Consider the following 21,444-nt stretch of genomic DNA (forward strand, 5'->3'; position numbering starts at 1 on the left):
CCGTGCTGATCGATTTTTTTTATACGCTGAAAGATGCAAAAATTCCTGTCTCGATCAAGGAATTTCTAATGCTGCTAGAAGCTCTGGACAAAGGTTTGATCAGCATGTCCATGGATGACTTCTACTTTCTCTCACGTACCATTATGGTCAAGGACGAAGCGCACTACGACAAATTCGACAGGGCCTTTGGTCTCTACTTCAAGGGGATCGATACTATCTTTGAGAAGCATCCGGAAATTCCGCTGGAATGGCTGACCAAGCGTATGGAGCGCGAACTCAGCGATGAGCAGAAAGCTGCGCTGGAAAAATTTGGCTACGACAAACTGATGGACCGGCTGCAGGAACTGCTCAAGGAGCAAAAAGAACGTCACGAAGGCGGCAGCAAATGGATAGGCACTGGCGGTACATCGCCCTTCGGCAATGGCGGTCAGAACCCAGAAGGCATACGCATCGGCGGCAAAGGCGGCAATCGCACGGCAGTCAAGGCATGGGAGGCCCGCACCTTCCGCGATTATGACGATGAACGGGAACTCGGCACCCGCAATATCAAAGTTGCCTTGCGTCGCCTGCGTAAGTTTGCCCGTTACGGTGCCGAAGATAAACTGGCACTGGATGCCACAATTAAAGCGACGGCAAATAATGCCGGCTATCTCGACATCAAAATGCAGCCCGAACGCAAAAATAATATCAAGGTGCTGATGTTGCTAGATGTCGGCGGCACGATGGACGATCATATTGCACGTACTGAAGAATTATTTTCCGCAGCGAAAACCGAATTCAAGAATATGGAATTCTTTTATTTCCATAACTGCGTGTATGACTATCTATGGAAAAACAACCGCCGTCGCAATGCAGAAAAATTCCCGACCTGGGATGTGTTACGCAAATACACGCCCGATACCAAAGTCATCTTCGTCGGCGATGCGACCATGAGCCCGTATGAGATTTTGCAGGCTGGCGGCTCAGTTGAATATAACAATGACGAAGCCGGTGCACAGTGGCTACAACGTTTTACCTCGACCTTCCCTAAATTTATCTGGCTGAATCCAGAACCGGAAGGCTTATGGCAGTACCGTCAATCCGTATCAATCATCAAGCAATTAATGAACAACCGCATGTTTCCGGTCACAATAGAGGGCTTGGAAAGAGGTATGCGCTTGTTGAGCAAATAAGTGCATAAAGGATCACAAAAAGTAACTCCGCCTGAGTGCTATGGGAGCCTACATCAGGCGCAGAAATTTTTTGATCGTTGATAAGACCAGTGTGCGAGATAAGGGTTTATTTAAAAAACCGTCGCAATTCACGCTGAGCGCAAAATCCTGGTTGTAAACATAAGTCTTATCGATCAGGAAAATGACGCTGGTTCTGCGGTCATGATTCTGCTCCTTGAGCGAACGGCACAAGCCATAAGGATCAATATCCGGCGTTGACGTATTAATCATCGTCATCGCATATTTATACTCGGCATCCAGCGCCAGCGCATTCTCCGCATCATTGGTCATACCGACAGGTATGCGATAACGATCCATGATGCCGGCGACATAATCGCGAAAACGCATGTCCTTGTCGATGATCAGGATACCGCCCTTAGGAGGGGCGGTACTGCGCATTTTTTTGTATACCTCGGGATCGGTCAGATCGAAATCGAGACGCTCGCGGCGACGGCGCTCAGGAACGGCGACCTCACCATAGGCGCTCAGGGTCGTCAGCAATAACTGACGCTCGTCAACCAGCTCATCGAGGACATCAAATAATTTGCGCCAACGGATAGGGCGAGGCATGACGGCATACGGTAAGCTCACCTTGGTTTTGCCAATTAACAAGACTGGCTGTGCATTCCCCGGATTAATGTCCGACAAGGTCGCCAGCGCCTTAATATCCTCGGCATTCACGATAAACAGGTCGGGATCTTGCAGGCTACCGTCCTTGAGGCACAAATAGCGATATCCCTTCTCGCGCAGAACCGCAAGAACGCTGGAAAAAGTATCTTCTTCTTTGGGTAAAAATCCAATCAGTCGAATAGCGATCGTAGGAGATTTTTGTGACATCGTTTATCCATCAACACATTGCAGCTACAATAGCCGCAAATGAACAATCAGGGTAAGTAGCTTTACGGCAGCATCTTGCATCTGTTGTTCAAAAAAATGATTGCCAGAATACAGTGAAATCTTACAAACACATGTAAATTTTGCGAAATAATACCTAATTTCCAACACAAGCCACAACTCAAACGTATTTATTGCATGGCCACTAAGAAAAACACCACACCTTCCGACTACAGCGAATCATCCATCCGCGTTCTTAAAGGACTGGAACCGGTCAAACAAAGACCGGGTATGTACACCCGCACTGAAAACCCTTTGCATATCATTCAGGAGGTGATCGACAATGCGTCGGATGAAGCACTGGGTGGCCATTGTAAAAACATCGTTGTAACACTTAACGCTGACAACAGTGTGACGGTCGAAGACGACGGTCGCGGCATTCCTGTAGGTTTGCACCCCGAAGAACAGGTGCCGACGGTAGAAATCGTCTTTACCCGTCTGCACGCCGGCGGCAAGTTCGACAAAGGCAGTGGCGGCGCATATGCGTTCTCCGGCGGCCTGCACGGTGTCGGTGTTTCTGTCACCAATGCGCTCTCTACCCGCCTGGAGATCACAGTCTGGCGCGAAGCGGGCTTGCATAAACTGACTTTTGCCCATGGCGATGTGATAGAACCGCTGACATCCGAGCCTATTGGTCGCGGCGACAAAAAAAGCGGTACCCGTGTCTCGATCTGGCCTGATGCCAAATATTTTGACTCACCGAACATCTCGCAAACAGAATTGCAGCGTTTGCTGCGCTCCAAGGCAGTATTACTGCCAGGCGTCAAAGTCACCCTGATCAATACCAAGACCGGCGACACGCAGACCTGGCAATACGATCAGGGTCTGCGCGGCTACCTGACCGAAGCCTTAACGCAATCCTCCCACGCAGAACCGTTAATCCCTTTATTTGAGGGCGAACAATTCGCAGGTAAAGACGCTGACGGATTTGCCGAAGGCGAAGGCGCATCCTGGGTCGTCGCATGGACAGAAGAAGGCGTACCGGTACGCGAATCCTACGTAAATCTGATCCCGACACCGGCTGGCGGCACCCACGAATCCGGGTTACGCGAAGGCTTATTCGGTGCGGTAAAAAGCTTTGCCGAAATGCACTCGCTGTTACCGAAAGGCGTGAAATTATTGCCTGAGGACGTATTTGCCCGCGTCTCTTTCGTACTGTCTGCGAAAGTACTCGATCCACAATTTCAAGGTCAGATCAAAGAACGTTTGAACTCACGTGACGCCGTGCGTCTGGTGTCCTCATTTACCAAACCACCGCTGGAACTGTGGCTGAATTCACATGTCGATCTCGGTAAAAAACTTGCTGAACTCGTCATCAAGCAAGCGCAGTCGCGCCTGCGTTCAGCACAAAAAGTTGAAAAGAAAAAATCTTCCGGCGTTGCCGTACTACCCGGCAAACTGACCGATTGCGAATCGAACGACATCACCCGCAATGAACTGTTTCTGGTCGAAGGTGACTCTGCTGGCGGTTCCGCAAAAATGGGCCGCGACAAAGAATTCCAGGCAATTTTGCCTCTGCGCGGCAAGGTACTGAATTCCTGGGAATCCGAGCGCGATCGTCTGTTTGCCAATAATGAGATTCATGATATTGCGGTCGCTGTCGGTGTTGATCCGCACGGCCCTAACGACAATCCAGACCTATCGAATCTGCGTTATGGCAAGATCTGTATTCTGTCAGATGCGGACGTTGATGGCTCGCATATTCAGGTATTGCTGCTGACACTATTCTTCAGACACTTCCCGAAATTGATAGCACGCGGTCACGTCTGCATTGCTCGCCCTCCCCTGTTCCGTGTCGATGCACCGGCGCGCGGCAAAAAGCCTATTCAGAAGATTTATGCACTCGATGCGGGCGAATTAATTGCGATTGAAGACAAGCTGCGTAAAGACGGTGTGAAAGATGGTGCCTGGTCGATTTCCCGCTTTAAAGGTCTCGGCGAAATGAACGCAGAACAATTATGGGAAACCACCATGAACCCGGATACCCGTCGCCTGCTACCGGTTGCGCTAGGCGAATTCGACCAAGCTTTTTCTGAAGCACGTTTCAATATGCTGATGGGAAAAGGCGAAGCAGCTGCCCGCCGCGCTTGGCTGGAAGAGCACGGCAATGAGGTAGAAGCAGATATTTGACGTTCACGTAAAAAAATAAATGGAACGCCCAATGATTTAGCGCCTCTCAAGGCGAAAATGGCTGAAAACCCGCATGAATATTGCGGGATCTGTTTCAGAAATTAAAATAATGAACACAACAAAGTACTATGAGCGAACAAGCAAATTTATTTGATCAGGCACCTGATGACGATAACGGTGGTAACGGCGGCGATGCTGGCGAAACCCTGACGCTGGCAAGTTTTGCGGAGCGTGCCTATCTGGATTACGCGATCTCCGTCGTCAAGGGCCGTGCCTTGCCGGATGTCTGCGACGGTCAGAAACCGGTACAACGCCGCATTCTGTTTTCCATGAACGAACTCGGCCTGAGCTCCACCGCCAAACCGCGTAAATCGGCGACGGTCGTTGGTGACGTTCTGGGTAAATTACATCCGCATGGCGACCAGTCCGTCTACGATGCGATGGTCAGGATGGCGCAGGACTTTTCGCTGCGTTATCCGCTCATCGACGGTCAGGGTAACTTCGGTTCACGGGACGGTGATGGTGCCGCGGCGATGCGATATACCGAGGCACGTCTGACGCCGATCTCTCGTTTGCTGCTTGATGAAATTGATCTCGGCACCGTCGATTTTCAGCCTAACTACGATGGTTCTTTTGAAGAGCCGAGTTTACTGCCTGGTCGCCTGCCCTTCGTCTTACTGAATGGCGCATCGGGGATTGCCGTCGGTATGGCGACAGAAATACCGTCGCACAACCTGAGTGAAGTTGCCAAAGCAGCCGTTGCGCTGATCCGCAATCCACACATGCAACATACAGAATTGATGAGCATGATTCCGGGACCAGACTTCCCTGGTGGTGGACAAATCATTACGCCCGCTGCCGCGATTGCCGATATCTATGCCGCTGGTCGTGGCAGTATGAAAGTACGTGCCCGCTGGAAGATCGAAGAACTCGCCCGCGGTCAATGGCAAGCCGTCATTACAGAATTACCACACGGCGTATCCTCACAAAAGATTCTCGAAGAAATCGAAGAGATCACCAATCCCAAAATCAAATTGGGCAAAAAAACATTAACGCCGGAACAGGCCTCACTGAAACAAGTCGTACTATCCGTACTCGACGCAGTGCGCGACGAATCCGGTCGCGAAGCCGCAGTGCGGCTGGTATTAGAGCCAAAATCCAAAAATCAGGATCAGGCCGAATTCATGCAGATGCTGCTGGCGCATACCTCGCTGGAAACCTCGACCTCAATCAATCTCGTGATGATTGGTGGCGACGGCCGTCCGCGTCAAAAAGGTTTGCTCGACATTCTCAAAGAATGGATCACCTTCCGCTTTACGACGGTCACCCGCCGCACGCAATTCAAGCTGAAAAAAGTGGATGACCGTATTCATATTCTGGAAGGCCGCGAAGCCGTCTTGCTGAATATCGATAAGGTGATTAAGATCATCCGTGAATCAGATGATCCAAAACCGGCATTGATGGATGCCTTCCGACTGTCCGATATCCAGGCAGAAGATATACTGGAAATTCGTCTGCGCCAGCTCGCTCGTTTAGAGGCAATCAAGATTCAGCAGCAGCTAGAAGAATTGCGTCTGGAAAAAACCAGTTTGCAAGATCTGCTAGACAACCCGGCGTCGATGAAAAAATGCATCATCAAAGAAATCGAAGCCGATACCAAGCAATATGGTGACGCACGCCGTACCCTGATCGAGGAAGCGGCACGTGCTTCGATAGAGCAAAAAGTGATTGATGAGCCAGTCACCGTCGTCATTTCGGATAAAGGCTGGGTTCGCGCAAGAACTGGACATGGCCACGATGCTGCACAATTCGCCTTCAAAGCTGGTGATAGTTTGCATAACACTTTTGAATGTCGCACCATCGATCAGTTGCTGATGTTCGGCTCAAACGGTCGCGTGTATTCCGTCCCCGTCGCCGCATTACCCGGCGCACGCGGCGATGGTGTGCCAATCACCACCCTGATCGATCTTGCGAGCGGTACAAAAATTCTGCATTACTTCGCTGGCACGGCGGAATCCACTCTATTACTTGCCTCCAGCGCCGGTTACGGCTTTACTGCGAAAGCAGGTGACATGGTTGGTCGCATGAAGGCTGGGAAGGCCTTCATGACGCTGGATGATGGTGACGAGCCATTGCTGCCGACCTTAGTGGCAGACGACACCAGTGCGATTGCCTGTTTATCAGAAAAAGGTCGCCTGCTGGTATTTGGCCTGGCTGAAATCAAGCAGCTTGCAAGTGGCGGTCGCGGCGTCATCCTGATGGAACTCGAAGCAAAAGAGAAGCTATTGGCGGCACAGGCGATTAGTCAAAAAGGTGTCAAAGTTTCAGGCACAGGTCGCGCAGCCAAACCTCAGGAAGTCGTATTGAGCGCTAATGCGCTAGGCATCCATATAGGCAAACGTGCTCGCAAAGGCAAACCGCTGGAATCCAAAATCAAACCGATTACTATCACTCGAGTTAATTAGTGTACGTGGATTATTTGCGATTAAATTGAAATAACACCTTATCTAAAAGAAAAAACCAGGCAACGCACTGCCTGGTTTTTACGATATCAAAGCCGTTAGTTATCGGTTTAGATACTTTGACTCCTCCATTACTTCCTTGTATCTATGCCACTCTGAATTTTGCAATCTCTTGTTGCAAAGTTTCAGCCTGTTGCGTCAATGCTCCTGATGCAGCGGTTGTTTCCTCTACTAAAGCAGCATTTTGCTGAGTATCTTGATCCAGCGTATTGATTGCCATCCCTACCTGCGACACACCGTCCGCCTGCTCCGTGGCTGACCGAGAGATTTCACTGAGATACTCGTTAATTTGCTTTGCATTCAAGACCATCGTCTCCATGGCCACACCGGCTTGCTCGACAACTTTCGTTCCACCAGTGATCTGATCAACACTATTGGAAATAAGTGATTTAATTTCAGTTGCTGCCGCCGCGCTGCGCTGTGCCAGGTTCCGCACTTCGCTGGCCACTACTGCAAACCCTCTACCAGCCTCGCCTGCTCTGGCTGCCTCAACTGCCGCATTCAACGCTAAAATATTAGTCTGAAACGCGATGCCATTAATCACGCCGATGATTTCATTGATTTTTGATGATGATGCGTGAATCTCTTGCATAGTCTTGACGACAGTTGAAATGATCTGGCCGCCAGCCTCGGCAACTTTGGCATTTTCTGCCGCGAACTTCGCCGCCATTCCAGCGCGCTCTGCCGTATTTTCGACTGTCGAGCCAATTTCCTCCATGGATGCAGATTGTTCCTCAAGCGACGCTGCGGCGGACTCTGTTCGCGCAGATAAATCGTAGCTAGCAGACGAAATTTCGGCACTGGTAGCATGCAGTGCTCGGGCTGAATGCCGCACTGTCCGGATCAGCTCATGCAACGAATCATAGGTGTTACGCAAATCAGCGATGACTTGGGCTGGCTCATCAGTGCCAAATGGTTTCGACGGTGCTTTACGTAAGTCACCTTGCGCCATTTCTTGCAAATGTCGACTAATTAAACGTAGGCCGCCACTGGTCACTAAATAGAAAGTGTAGAAAAAATAAAACGCCAGTAATATGCCTACTAACAAAATAATTGTTACTGCATACAAATGAGAATGCATCGTAGCAATCCGGCTCTCCAACAATACATCAAGCTGGTCTAACAGACGCGATACCAATGCATATTGTTCACTAACCAATTTATTCGCTAATGTCCGGTACTCTTCTTCCTGCTGGCTATTATAGACATCTGTATTAACGACATTTTTACGCGCGTAGGAAAAAAAGTCCGCCATGGCAGTCAAAGTCTCTTTTGCTTTAATTGTCGCTGCAATGTTTTTGTCGTTCCCGATAGCTTTATCAAGGCCGTCACGCATATTCTTTCCCTGAAAATCGGCAATCGCCATCATTTCGCTCAAAGTGCGCTGCTGCTCAGGAGTGATAGCACCGGCCTTTAATACCCGGATACCGATGCCGCGCAGCTTGGCAGTATTTTCAATCACATCTGGCGCTCTGCCCAAGCTAGCATCCATAATATAAAAGCTGGCAATATCGGGATCCAATGTCAGATTCGACGCATCCGCTACAGACGACATCAGATCGAGCAAGGCTTGGACGTGTGCAGTATGTGCTTTGAACACGAGACTTGTATCTCCTGTGGCGGCATTCGCCTTAGAAAACGCATCTTGAACTGCCGCATAGGCTTTTGCAGTGCCTAACTCCGTACCCAGATGCTTGTCAGTTTCAGCCAATTTGAGTTGGGCTGCCTGAAGCTTGTCTTTCAGCTCGGCCAAGGTCGGTGGTGCGACACCGCCAGCGACTGCATTAGATGCGTCACGACGGAGCTGCTGCGCTAGATTGAGTACCGGAAAAATTTGACGACTGTACTCAACGCCTAGGCGTTCTTTGGAAGAAAAAGCGATATTCTCAAGGGTGGTTGAATAGAAAGACCATGCCAAAAAGCTCATCGGTATAGCAAAGAGCAGACAAATCATCAGCGCTTTTGTCTTAAATGACATCTTGCTCATGAGAACAACACCGAACGTCCAGAATCCGTTGTTATGGAACGTATTTTTTGGTGCGTCTTCAATCTCCGGCGCAGCCAGAAATTTTTGCATTTCGGGACTAACTCTTACTATTTTTGTCATGTTGGCTGCCTTTAAAAATTGAAGCATAAGCGCTTGGGCTGAACAAGGTGTTTTGAGATACACAATAGGGAGACAGGCATTACCCTGCGCCAAACAGTACGTGGCATTTTTTTAAAAATCAACACATTAATAGTGAAACAGTGTTAGCTGAAAATATGCATCGCTAAGAATGCATCACTCGATCTAATTCGCAGCGCAACTGTTCTACGTCGATTGGCTTACTAACATAACCATCTGCGCCAGCCTGCTGCAATCTGATTCGATCGGTCGATTCAGCGTGGCCTGTTACCATAATAATACGTTGACGTTTTGCCCCATGTTCATGCTCACGAATCGCAGCCAACGCCTCTAATCCATCCATGACCGGCATCATGACATCCATTAAAACAACATCAAATCGTCGCTTCGACAAACAGTCCAATGCTTTTTGTCCGTCATCGACAACAACGCCTGTATGACCTAATGCCTCTAACACCATAACCGCCATACGCTGCATAAAATAGTCGTCATCGACAACAAGCACGCTTAGAGGTTGATTTGATGATCGAGAGTGTTGTGCCATGCCAGAACAGTTAAATCCGGTGAATAGATAAATGATCTATCAAGTAGTTGCCAATACAATTTGATTTCTTCCACCTTGTTTGGCTCGATACAAAGCAGCATCCGCAACATCAAATAATTCTTCAGAATCACCGCACGAATCCAGATCCGCCACTCCGGCAGAAAAAGTTACTGAAAAACCACCCTGCTCCGCATGTTGTTCAATTTTATTAAACGCGATACGAATCTGCTCCAGCACGCGGCGGGCAACAACCGCCATTGTACTCGGAAAAATAATAACGAACTCTTCTCCACCATAGCGACCCACGATATCACTGCGACGCAAACGTTGCTTCAGGAGGAGCGACAAAGTCCGCAGCACCTGATCACCAACCGGATGTCCGTAGGTATCATTCACGTTCTTGAAGAAATCCAGATCCAGAATCGCCAACGCCAATGGGGTCTGATTCCGACCAGCAATAGAAATTTCCGCCGTCAATTCTTCTTTGATCGCCGTATGATTGTACAAACCGGTCAAACCATCACGCATAATAAGTGCGCGTAACAAACGATAACGCTCAGCTCTGGTGGTCAAAGACGCAACCAAAAACTGCGGCTCTATCGGCTTGGTAATAAAATCATCCGCACCTGCTTTAATCGCATCTAGCTGCTTACCTATATCATTTTCACTCGACAGGAAAACGATCGGAATATCCAGATAAGAATTATCCTGTCGTATCATCTTCGACAGCTCTACACCGCTACATAAGGGCATGTAGACATCCAGTAAGATTAACTCCGGGCGAAAATCGGTCAGTGCATTCAGCACCTGGGCAGGGTCATGCAAGGTTTTGACACTCATTCCGGCGTTGCGTAGCACAACGCTGTAGTATTCTGATGTCACCACGTCATCATCAATGATCAAAATACGATAGCCCCTAGACTGCTCACGTCCGACTACCGCATCAATACGCTCGGTTAGTGCCACGATATCAATCGGCTTGGTGAAATAGCCATCGCCGCCAGAGCGCACAGCCTGCAGACGATGTTCAAAACTACTAGAATTCGATACAAAGATGGTAGGGATATGGAACCGTCCGTGTTGCTTGATCTTGGCGATTTCCTCTGCTCCGGCCATTCTTCCGTCAACCGAACCGTATTCAATCACAACGATGTCAGGCCGACGGGTAGCAATTGCAATCGCCAGTGACTTTAGCTGATTGATCAGGACGACTTCATAGCCAAAATGCTCCAGCTGGACTTTAATTGACTGAGTCGCGTCACTATCCTCATCGACCAAATATACGAGGCGAGAGCCTTCGCTATCTTTGAGGTTTTCTGCAGTTTCTTCGACCAATACGTTACTGGCCTTATTTTCTGCAGAGAGTAAAACGACGTCAAAATAGGTTCTCAACTCTTTGGCATAAGCACTCAAGTTTTTCTTCGTCCAGACCTCGCCTTCAAATAAGGGTTTCAGCCTTTTTTCAAATTCGCGGGCATCCACACCTAGTTCGGGAAAACCGAAGGTTCCTGCAGACCCCGCCATCGTATGCAATAAGCGATGCAACAGAGTCAAGGCATCATAATCTAGTGGATTGAGTAAAAAACGAGATAACGCTGCATCCATCTCAGCGGCTTTTGAGGGTAGCTTTTCACGAAATAAATTTTCCAATGCCTGCAATTTTGCCTGCAAGCCAGAATTCACCGCTACCATTTAACTTCCTTTGTGCCAAAGATTCAGCACTTGTCCGGATAACTCCATAGGATCGAATGGCTTAGCAATGACGCCAATCGCTCCCAGAGATTTGTAATATTCGAGTTCAACAGACTGCACTTTTGCAGTCATAAAGATAACGGGCGTTGCTTCGGTAGTGGCCAACTTACGCAACTCTGCCAAGGTCGTCGGACCATCCATATTTGGCATCATGACATCGAGTAACAATAGGTCGGGAACGGCACCGGCATGAATCGCTGCTAGCGCCTCGCTGCCGGAACTGCACTTAATTAATTCGAAGCCTCCGACCACTTCCAGCGCTATCTGTGCCACAGTCTGAATGTCAGCGTCGTCTTCTACATACAGTATTTTATTCAGAGGATTCTCACTCATGACTATCCTTACACACACTTGCATAGGGTCTGTTTCAGACCTGCTTTAGAACCCATTCACATTACCACTTCGTGTCATAGTGCGCCCAAATTCGACGCAGAGACAAATCAATAGCAGCGTTCGGGAATACTGACTGTTTTTAACAACATTCTTTGCCACTTTTTTTCAATACGAGCAGCAGCTGGCCCCAATTAGTCCAAGCAACAGATGCTTAACATAGACACAAGACAAGCTTACCAGAACTCGTCATAAAATAAAGCAGCAAAAACGGATGTAAAAAAGAAAAAGTAGCCGTAGAGACACAAATAGGAACTAACAGAATGTCCTGTATCAGGCAACTAAGCTCTATTTAACAGAAAAATCTACCCGGTTTGGCAAACCTTTATCCTTAATCCCATCTGCATTTAATTTCGGTGCGATCAAAAACAAGCGGTCTTTGCTGACGCCAGCTTTCTGCTCCAGATAATCTCTGACATTATCTGCCCGGCGCTGTGCTAACTCGCGAAGAATCTCGGGAGTTACACTGATATTGGCAAGTATCAATCGCTCCATCTCTTCCGGAGGCAATGCTTTAGCCAATCCGATGAGATTGCGCGGCTTGCTGAATTTCTCAGACTGATACACGTCACCCATATAGGCTTTTTGATCACCGTCCTCAAGACTGACCTGCTCCAGAGTCAATTGCGGATTTTTCTTTTGTAAATGAAGAAATTTAATTTGTCGGATTTTTTTATCCAAGCTGGTACGGCGCAAACCTTCTGCATCCGTCACCGCATCAACTCTGCCCAGAATATCCATACGCAGACTGCTGCGATTATTGAGCGCCCTGGCCAAACTATCGAGTTTATTAATTGCATCTGGCGTGAGCACCGCTATACCCGGAACAAACTCGATATAGGCAAGTTCTTCGCCGCCGCCAAATGCTGAACTCAGTAAAGAAAATGGCGCAGTTACTGCCTTGCTGATGAGATTAACAAAGACTTTCCAGATGATGCCGCCAACCGAGAACTGCGGATCCGACAATGATCCTGAAATCGGTAAATTGATATTGATCTTGCCGTCGTTATCGCGCAATAACGCAAGTGCTAGTTGCACCGGTAGATGCGTCGCCGTCGGACTATCAATTTTTTCACCGAAGGTCAATTGATCAAGGCGAACCTCATTTTCTGCTTTTAATTGCTGGTTTTCGATGCGATAAGAAACTTGTACCGATAACTTGCCTTTTTCTATTGCATAGCCCGCATATTTCGCCGCATAAGGAGTGAGTCGCGTCAGCTCCATTCCGCTGGCGCTGCCTTTGATATCAAGAAAAATCAGCGACGATAAAGGATTCAGTGCACCGGAAATTACGAGGGGCGCATCATTGTCAATTTTACCCGTCAGCTCCAGCGTCGCTGCTTGCGGATTATCGGAAGCAATAGCGCCGATGGTGCCGCTTACGCCGGTCAGGTTCGCATTGTAATTCGGGCGAATGAAGTTATCGGTAAAGTTGATATTGCCACCGCGCAGTGAAGTTTGAGCGATGCGAATGATCAGCGGATTCGTCGTCTGCGATGAAGTGGTACCTGACGCGGAATGTGATACCGGCGCAGCGACAACAGCGCTGGCGGAATCTGTCACCGTCGTCGAATTTGCGAGCGGCGCTGTAAGTGGCGTTACCAGCGAATTGTTTATACCAGTTGCGACATTCTCCGCTGGAACCTCAGAAGGAGCGGCTGTTTTGCTGACCATTATATTCTGTAAATTCAGTTTACCTTTATCAGATAACACGGCACGTGCATAAAAATCGACCAGGCTCAGTTTTTTAAGTAACACAACCGGTTTTGCATTCCCAAGCCTGGCACTGATGCCATCCATATCGATGGTTTTCCATGTCAGAAAATCTTCGTTATCACTACCCTCCAGCATATGAAAATCACTGAGCCTGAGATTACCCTCGTAACTTATTGCGGGTGTTTGTCCTTTGTCATTCTGTATGCTTAATTTACCTTTAGCACTCGCGTCTCCGCGATTCAGCGTGACATTCACTTGTTGCGCAAAATAGGGGTAAAACGCAGCGACCGGCAAAGTCTGCGCGTCAAGTGCGATCGTTATATTTTTCAGACCACTACTCGCGTCGGCACTTAAATTCAGCCTACCTTTGCGGTTAAGAACACTTCTCCATTTCAAACTGGTCGCTTGCGATAAATCGCTACTGAGATTGCTTGCCTGTGCCTGAATGCCATCTACATTCAGATGCACGCTTGGGTACAGCGAGTAATCATCAAACTTCACATTACTGTCAGTCAACGCAAAATTCTGCACACTCACCTGCCAGATTTTATTATCCGGGGTCTCCGACTTAACATGCAAAGCTTGAAGCATGCCAGTCGCCGCAGTATCTGCAGATGAAGTAGCGATACTGGCAGGCGCACTAAGTGTCGAGGATGCCACCGGAGCGGCTATCGTGACTGCCACCGGGGTTGCCACAGGAGTTGCGGTCTTATCGGCAAGCGGCGTCTTGTGAGTGATCAGAAATTTTTGCAGGTTAAATTGCGCCGTCTGATCGCGTTGTATATCGGCTTTGACGCCATCGATATCAACACTCGCTACCGTGATGCGCTTAGTCACTGTATCGAGATTGAGCTTATCCAAAGCTAGTGACTTCAGAGCAATACCACCCTCACCTTTAGCTTTTGCCTGCATCGAAAAATCAGCGAGTTGCGCGCTCAGGTCGCTGATTTGCCATTGGCCATCCTGACCGTGCAGATGCGATTGCATGGAGAATTTGCCCCCGAGTATCGCGGCCAAGACGGGATTCAGGTACGCCTGATATGCCTCAAGCGGCAATGCAGCCAAGGCGAACTGGCCGTCGACGAGCTTATTCGTCGCACTGAATTCGCCTTCAAATATTGCCTTTGCCTCTTGCTCTGTTTGCAGACTGAGCGACACATTGGCAGGTTTAGAGGAAGGATCGGTACTAAACTCTTTAACCGTTAACGTGATCGCATTTAAGTTGATGGCGCTGACAGGTGATGAGTGCAAGGCATCGCTAAAGTGAATCTGCCCCTTGTTCACCTGCAAGCGATGCAAGGCGAATATAGAGGTGGATTTATTATCGGTGACCGACGCCGGTGTCGATGCCGGTACAGATTTATGAATGGATGCACTAGCAACGGCTGCCTTAGTCGCCGTTGGTTTTTTATCCATACCAGATTGACCGGGACTCCCCAGCTTCGCCCAGTTCATTTGCCCTTTATTGTCCAGATCAATCCAGACTTCGGGAGCATCAACTTGTAATTGCTCGACATTGACCATATCAGTCAATACATTGACTTGCTTGAGTTGCGCCGTCACCGCTTCGCTTTGCAGCAACGCTGCATCGGTCTGGTCGTTCAGACGGATATCTTGCAATGTCAATTCGCCGGACAGGAGCATTTGCGACTGATGTTGCTGACGACTAAAGACCAGATCTAGCTTGCTTGATAATTTGGCGCTTTGAATTTTCAAGGGCAGAGGCACAGGAACATACGCAATATAGGTCGGCACATCCAGGCGATCAATATCAATCGCCAGGGTCGTATCGAGACTGTCTGCAAATGGTTTACTGCGCGCCTTCAGCTCAAAAGCTGTGCCATTGATTTTGGCAGACAGCATCGGTTGTACGAAACTATTTACCTCGGTCGGAAAGTTTGACAAAAACGGTACGGCAATTTGCAGTGCTTCAATATGGGTTTGTTTAGTCACGACCTGATCGTCAAATACGATACGACCATTCTGCACTTGTACGTTTGCCAAGGAGAACCGTAGAGGGTCGCGTTGACTTTTTGGCTGCGCCGCGAGTTTATCGATAATGTCAGAAAAGTTATAACGTCCGTAATCCTTGCCGCTGGTGCGGACCAGATGGATATGCGGTTCACTCAATTTGACCTCGTCAATCACTAGAGCCTGGTGCCAGGCAGAACTCAGAGAGAGATTGAGTAACAGACTTTTAATTGAGACTGCGGCAGTTTTCTGATCTGCCTCAAACAAAGTGACCTGATCCGCCGTCAGTGCCAGCGTGAACGGAGAAAAGCGGATTGCGCCGATCTCTAGTTTGCGACCTAATTGTTGTTGTACTTGTTCTGTCGCGATACGCTGTACATAGGATGGCAGGAGTAACCAGCTAAGTGCTGCAAGCAATAGCAAAGCACTCAGCAGGCTGATCAGGATTTTCCTTGTTCGACCTTGCCAGATTTTTTTTAATTGCGCTTGCAGGCTGGTTTGCAGAGTCGCTTTGGCAGATGTCGTCACGGTGGATCCTTGTTAAGCTAAGGCTCTAGTTTAACCAAGGCGCGGCACTCCCGCAAATACAATGCCCGTACAAGGATTGCCGCCGATCGCATAAGCAAGATCTCCGGGCCGGTCAATTGCCCATAAAGCAAAGTCTGCGACCTTGCCGATTTCTAATGTACCGATCTGGCGATGAAGGCCCAGCGCACGTGCTGCATGCTTTGTCACACCTGCCAGCGCTTCTAGCGGTGTCATACGAAATAAGGTGCATGCCATATTCATCGCCAGTAACAACGAAGTCATCGGTGACGTGCCGGGATTACAGTCGGTAGAGATCGCCATAGGAACCTGAGCCTCGCGCAAAGCGGCAAGCGGCGGCAATGTCGTTTCACGTAAAAAATAAAACGCCCCCGGCAACAGGACAGCGACTGTACCGTGCTGCGCCATGGCATCAATACCTGTTTGGGATAAATACTCCAGATGGTCGGCGGATAAGCCTTGATAGCGTGCGGTGAGTGCCGCCCCGCCCTGATCTGAGAGTTGTTCTGCGTGGAGTTTGACGGGCAGTCCGTGGCGCTGCGCTGCCTGAAATACTTTTTCAGTTTGTGTGGCAGAGAAGCCGATTTTTTCGCAAAATGCGTCAACGGCATCGACCAGTCCCTCTGCAACTAAGGCCGGTAGCATCTGCTCACACACTACGTCGAGATAGTCATCAGCCCGCCCTGCATAGTCAGGAGGCAAGGCATGTGCACCAAGAAAAGTCGTCTGCACCCGCACCGCCAAGTCAACGGCGAACTGGCGGGCAACTCGCAGCATTTTCGCCTCGGTTTCCAGATCCAGGCCATAGCCGGATTTGATCTCCAGTGTAGTCACACCCTCTTTCAAAAGATTACGGACGCGCGGCAGACTTGCTTGCATTAACTGCTCGGCAGTCGCTTGCCGGGTTGCGCGTACTGTGGAAAGAATACCGCCACCTTGTCGCGCGATATCTTCGTAAGCGACGCCATTAAGACGGGCTTCAAACTCGTCGCTGCGATTGCCTGCATACACGATATGGGTGTGGCAATCGATCAGGCCCGGGGTAAGCCAGCTGCCTTGCCCATCATAGGTCTGCGCTGTTTGATAAACGTCGGGCAGATCGGTATGTTTACCTAGCCAGACGATTTTTCCGTCTTTTACGGCAATTGCCGCATCACGAATTTCACCATAGCCGTCTACCATCGTAGCAAGATGAATATTGATCCAGAGCTGTGTCATGACTTAGTTTCCCGCATGATTGAGAAAGCTGATACGCATCAGATAAAGCAGGCACTCTTCGCTCGCCTGCACCACCAAGCGCACGCCGGCGCGCTCATGATCCTCTTCGAGCAAAAACAGATCAGCCTCCTCCAATGACACATCGCGGTTCAACACTGCGGAACCCTGCGCGCAGTATAGTAAAACCTGCTGTGCGTCCTGGGCAACGACATGATGCTCACCGGCTTCCAGACGCTGCATATAATGGGTACAGACATCACGCCGCGTCATCAGATTCAGATCCCAGACCGCGCCATCCAATAGCTCTGCACGGATCGGCAGCTCACCAGAAAACGAATACGGCATGCTGTCGCGCGTCAGGGTCACAATCAGAGGCGCAGCAGCACTGGTAGCAATGCCATCGTTATCGGCATGCAAAATCATGCCCACACCTGACAAGATCGCTAACGTTCTGTCGATCCGGGCGAAGTGAGAGAAAGCGCCATCGCTACTAACCAGCGCAGTACTGATGCGCCAGACGAACTGATCAAGACTTGCCCCCTCAGGAAAAACTGCCAGCTCGGTAGTACTGCCACCGCCGTTTTTCCAAGGCATGGATTTATAGTCTTGTTTACTCCATTTACGCATGATGACTGGTTTAATGAAAATATTTGAACACGTAGTTTAGGCAAATTTTGTATTTTTTTATCCTTAAGCCAGATAAAGATGCACGTATAAATGCTGACATTGTGCGCTCAATTCACCGTCCAGCACCATCTGTTTTGCGGCGGCAATATCCGGTGCAAAGAAGCGGTCTTTGTCATAGAACGCAACTTTACGACGCAATGCATGATGCACCGTTGCCAGGCTTGCCGAGGTTTCCAAAGGCTGATGAAAATCGACACCCTGCGCTGCCGCCAGTAATTCAATTCCGACGATTGTCGCAGTGTTGTGCGCCATCTCATGCAAACGACGTCCGGCGTAGGTCGCCATACTGACGTGATCTTCCTGATTCGCTGAAGTCGGGATGGTATCGACACTGGCAGGATGCGCGTGAGATTTGTTCTCTGAGGCTAACGCTGCTGCTGTCACATGTGCAATCATGAAGCCAGAATTCAAGCCGGAATTCGGCACCAGGAAAGGTGGCAAACCCGACAGACTCGCATCAATCAGCAAGGCAATACGGCGCTCGGAAATAGAACCGATTTCTGCAATGGCCAGTGCCAGTGTGTCCGCCGCAAATGCCACAGGTTCTGCATGAAAATTGCCGCCGGAAATCACTTCACCGGTATCAAGAAATACCAATGGATTATCGGTCACTGCATTCGCTTCAATCAATAAAGTACGGGCGGCGTTATTGATGATGTCCAGGCAGGCGCCCATCACCTGTGGCTGACAGCGCAGGCAGTAAGGATCTTGTACGCGCTCATCGTTGACCAGATGGGAACGGCGAATCTCGCTACCCCTCAATAATTCGCGATAAATGCTCGCTGTCGCCATCTGACCAGGTTGACCACGCACAGCATGAATACGCGCATCAAATGGCGCATCGCTACCTTTCGCCGCATCGACAGACAAAGCACCGGTAATCGTCGCAGCCTCCAGCAAGCGCTCAGCCAGAAACAAACCATTCAAGGCCAGCGCCGTAGATACTTGCGTGCCATTGATCAGCGCCAGACCTTCTTTTGCCGCCAGTACGACCGGCGTAATGCCCGCTTTTTCCAATGCCTGTTTTGCTGATATTAATTGACCGTTGACGTGCACGTCGCCTTCGCCCATTAAAGCCAGTGTCATATGAGATAAGGGAGCCAGATCGCCGGAAGCGCCCACCGAGCCCTTGACCGGAATCGCGGGCATGATACCCGCGTTATACAAAGCAATCATGCTATCGATCACGCTGGCGCGGATACCTGAGTAACCACGTGCTAGGCTAGCGATTTTCATCAGGAGGATCAGACGCACAACGTCGTCAGCAATCAATTCGCCAGAACCAACCGAGTGCGACAAGATCAGATTTTTTTGCAATAACTCTAGCTGTTCATCAGGGATGCGGGTCTTGGCGAGTTTGCCAAAACCCGTATTGATACCATATGCCGCATCGCCTTTTTTGACAATGCTCTGTATCGTCGCAGACGATGCATTGATCGCCTCATAAGCACTGGCATCCAGCGCCAGCGGCAAAGCCGTGCGCCAGATTGCGCGCAAATCGGACAAGCTCATTTGGCCCGGGCGAATGATGAAAGTATTCGTGTTCATGCTGATCCTTGATGGTCTTTGTTTGTTCTGAATAGGATTACTACTGGAGAATTTTTAAACACTGTTTAGTCGAGATGCAGCGCCTGGCGCAATGCGTAGCAATAAGTAGCGACAACTAGCAATACCCACGACGTGATGCGTTCGAATACGGTTTTTTAGAATTTCCACAACAGATACCGCAATATTCATGCGCCTTCTGAGCCATTTATGCTCCAAGAGGCTCATGAATAGTGCGGATTACATTTTTAATTTATCTCAATTCACCGTAATTAGCCGCTGCGACAGATCGTTTTATCTGATTATCTGCTCGTACAACATTTACACACCGTATTGCTGTTATCGCCCCTCCCGCTTGCGAGAGAGGGAGTTTTGATCTGCCCATCATTATCAACTTACGGTCTGGATTGACTACCTCAAGTCATTACTTCGAATGATGAATCATCGGCAAATTCAAGCCATTGCGCTCAGCGCAGGCAACCGCTTGCGGATAACCGGCATCAGCATGACGCATCACGCCAGAACCGCAATCGTTGACTAAGACGCGCGCCAGGCGCTTCGCTGCGGCATCTGTACCATCCGCCACAATCACCATGCCAGAATGCTGCGAATAGCCCATACCAACACCACCGCCATGATGCAAGGACACCCAGCTCGCGCCGCCTGCCGTGTTCAGCAAGGCATTCAGCAAAGGCCAGTCGGAGACGGCATCGGTGCCGTCCATCATCGATTCGGTCTCGCGATTTGGACTAGCGACGGAACCTGTGTCGAGGTGATCACGACCGATCACGATCGGTGCTTTTAGTTCGCCGTTTTTAACCATCTCGTTAAATGCCAGGCCAGCGATGTGACGCTCTCCCAGACCCAGCCAGCAAATACGTGCTGGCAAACCCTGAAAGGCAATACGCTCACCCGCCATATCCAGCCATTTGTGCACACCCTTATTGTCCGGAAAAAGTTCTTTGATTTTGGCATCGGTTTTTCGGATATCTTCCGGATCGCCGGACAAAGCAACCCAACGGAACGGACCTTTGCCATCACAGAACAGCGGTCGGATATACGCAGGAACAAAGCCTGGGAAATCGAAAGCATTTTTAACGCCGGTATCAAACGCAACTTGACGAATGTTATTACCGTAATCTACCGTCGGTATGCCCATCGCATGAAAATCCAGCATGGCCTGCACATGCACGGCACACGCCTGAGCGGCATCGGCAGTCAGTCTGGCGTGTTGACCCGCATCATGTTGTGCGGCCTTCCATTGCTCAACCGTCCAGCCTACCGGCAAGTATCCGTTAATCAGGTCATGAGCCGAGGTTTGATCTGTGACCAGATCTGGCTTCACGCCACCGGCTTTGGCGCGCCTCACCAGCTCAGGCAATATCTCTGCGGCGTTACCGAGCAAGGCAATTGAGACAGCTTCTTTACGATCACAGTGATGTTTGATCAGTGCGAGCGCATCATCGAGATCTTTCGCCTGTTTATCGACATAGCGAGTACGCAGGCGGAAATCGATACTCGATTGCTGGCATTCGATATTCAGTGAAACAGCACCGGCAAAACTCGCTGCGAGTGGCTGCGCGCCACCCATGCCGCCAAGCCCCGCCGTCAGAATCCAGCGTCCGCCCCAGTCACCGCCAAAATGCTGGCGCCCAGCTTCGGCAAAGGTTTCATAGGTACCCTGCACAATGCCTTGAGTGCCGATATAGATCCAGCTACCTGCCGTCATCTGGCCGTACATGAACAGACCTTTGCGGTCGAGTTCATTAAAATGTTCCCAGTTTGCCCACTTCGGCACCAGATTGGAGTTCGCGATCAGGACACGCGGTGCGTCCTCATGCGTCTTAAATACGCCAACCGGTTTACCAGACTGAATCAACAAGGTTTCGTCTTCACCCAACTCTTTTAAGGATGCCAGGATCTGGTCATAGCATGCCCAGTTGCGGGCAGCGCGTCCGATCCCACCATACACCACAAGATGTTTAGGATTTTCAGCCACAGCAGGATCAAGATTATTCTGAATCATCCGGTAGGCTGCTTCGGCTACCCAGGTCTTGCAGGTTTTTTCTGCACCGCGCGGTGCGTGGATGACGCGGCTTGCGTCCCAGCGTGGATCGTTATTCATGATTGCTCCCATCTCGTTTTTAAGGTGTGGTCCGATCGTCATGCACGCAAAGCGCTATTCATACAGAG

At 49.7% G+C, this 21,444-nt stretch carries 13 protein-coding genes; 3 read left to right on the forward strand and 10 right to left on the reverse strand.

Going from position 1 to position 21,444, the window contains the following annotated elements:
• The first annotated feature begins 2 nt into the window (after positions 1-2).
• Positions 3-1,172: a vWA domain-containing protein gene (locus ACO0LE_RS07605; protein WP_422959807.1), complete on the forward strand. Its 1,170-nt coding sequence runs from the start codon at positions 3-5 to the stop codon at positions 1,170-1,172.
• 48 nt (positions 1,173-1,220) lie between these two features.
• Here the strand turns inward: ACO0LE_RS07605 and ACO0LE_RS07610 are convergent, their stop codons facing one another.
• Complete coding sequence (locus ACO0LE_RS07610) at positions 1,221-2,048, reverse strand: response regulator (RefSeq protein WP_422956169.1); 828 nt, start codon at positions 2,046-2,048, stop codon at positions 1,221-1,223.
• A 195-nt stretch (positions 2,049-2,243) separates the two neighbouring features.
• On the opposite strand from ACO0LE_RS07610, the gene ACO0LE_RS07615 reads away from it, so the two are divergent.
• Positions 2,244-4,235, forward strand: a complete 1,992-nt coding sequence (locus tag ACO0LE_RS07615; protein WP_422959808.1) for a DNA topoisomerase IV subunit B — start codon at positions 2,244-2,246, stop codon at positions 4,233-4,235.
• A 128-nt stretch (positions 4,236-4,363) separates the two neighbouring features.
• Positions 4,364-6,700: a DNA topoisomerase IV subunit A gene (gene parC / locus ACO0LE_RS07620; RefSeq protein WP_422959809.1), complete on the forward strand. Its 2,337-nt coding sequence runs from the start codon at positions 4,364-4,366 to the stop codon at positions 6,698-6,700.
• Between the two features lie 142 nt (positions 6,701-6,842).
• On the opposite strand, the gene ACO0LE_RS07625 is transcribed toward parC, so the two are convergent.
• The 9 genes from ACO0LE_RS07625 to hutU all read right to left on the reverse strand — a co-directional run bounded on the left by ACO0LE_RS07625 (position 6,843) and on the right by hutU (position 21,376).
• Complete coding sequence (locus ACO0LE_RS07625; protein WP_422959810.1) at positions 6,843-8,864, reverse strand: methyl-accepting chemotaxis protein; 2,022 nt, start codon at positions 8,862-8,864, stop codon at positions 6,843-6,845.
• 163 nt (positions 8,865-9,027) lie between these two features.
• A complete protein-coding gene (locus tag ACO0LE_RS07630; protein ID WP_422959811.1) occupies positions 9,028-9,387 on the reverse strand; it encodes a response regulator in 360 nt (119 codons plus the stop codon).
• Positions 9,388-9,465: 78 nt separating this feature from the next.
• Positions 9,466-11,118: a diguanylate cyclase gene (locus ACO0LE_RS07635; protein WP_422959812.1), complete on the reverse strand. Its 1,653-nt coding sequence runs from the start codon at positions 11,116-11,118 to the stop codon at positions 9,466-9,468.
• The gene (locus ACO0LE_RS07640) at positions 11,119-11,511 is read right to left on the reverse strand and encodes a response regulator (protein WP_422959813.1); all 393 of its coding nucleotides are present in this window, start codon (positions 11,509-11,511) and stop codon (positions 11,119-11,121) included.
• A gap of 345 nt (positions 11,512-11,856) precedes the next feature.
• Positions 11,857-15,783 (reverse strand): DUF748 domain-containing protein, encoded by a 3,927-nt coding sequence (locus ACO0LE_RS07645; RefSeq protein WP_422959814.1) that lies wholly within the window; start codon positions 15,781-15,783, stop codon positions 11,857-11,859.
• 30 nt (positions 15,784-15,813) lie between these two features.
• Positions 15,814-17,019 (reverse strand): imidazolonepropionase, encoded by a 1,206-nt coding sequence (hutI, locus tag ACO0LE_RS07650; protein WP_422959815.1) that lies wholly within the window; start codon positions 17,017-17,019, stop codon positions 15,814-15,816.
• Between the two features lie 3 nt (positions 17,020-17,022).
• Positions 17,023-17,646 carry a HutD family protein gene (locus tag ACO0LE_RS07655; RefSeq protein ID WP_422959816.1) on the reverse strand — a complete coding sequence of 208 codons (624 nt, stop codon included), beginning with the start codon at positions 17,644-17,646 and terminating at the stop codon, positions 17,023-17,025.
• Positions 17,647-17,709: 63 nt separating this feature from the next.
• Positions 17,710-19,254 (reverse strand): histidine ammonia-lyase, encoded by a 1,545-nt coding sequence (hutH, locus tag ACO0LE_RS07660; protein WP_422959817.1) that lies wholly within the window; start codon positions 19,252-19,254, stop codon positions 17,710-17,712.
• Positions 19,255-19,675: 421 nt separating this feature from the next.
• Positions 19,676-21,376 carry a urocanate hydratase gene (gene hutU / locus ACO0LE_RS07665; RefSeq protein ID WP_422959818.1) on the reverse strand — a complete coding sequence of 567 codons (1,701 nt, stop codon included), beginning with the start codon at positions 21,374-21,376 and terminating at the stop codon, positions 19,676-19,678.
• Between the last annotated feature and the right edge of the window lie 68 nt (positions 21,377-21,444).

The organism is Undibacterium sp. Xuan67W (assembly GCF_049340165.1).
Classification (GTDB): Bacteria; Pseudomonadota; Gammaproteobacteria; order Burkholderiales; family Burkholderiaceae_D; genus Undibacterium.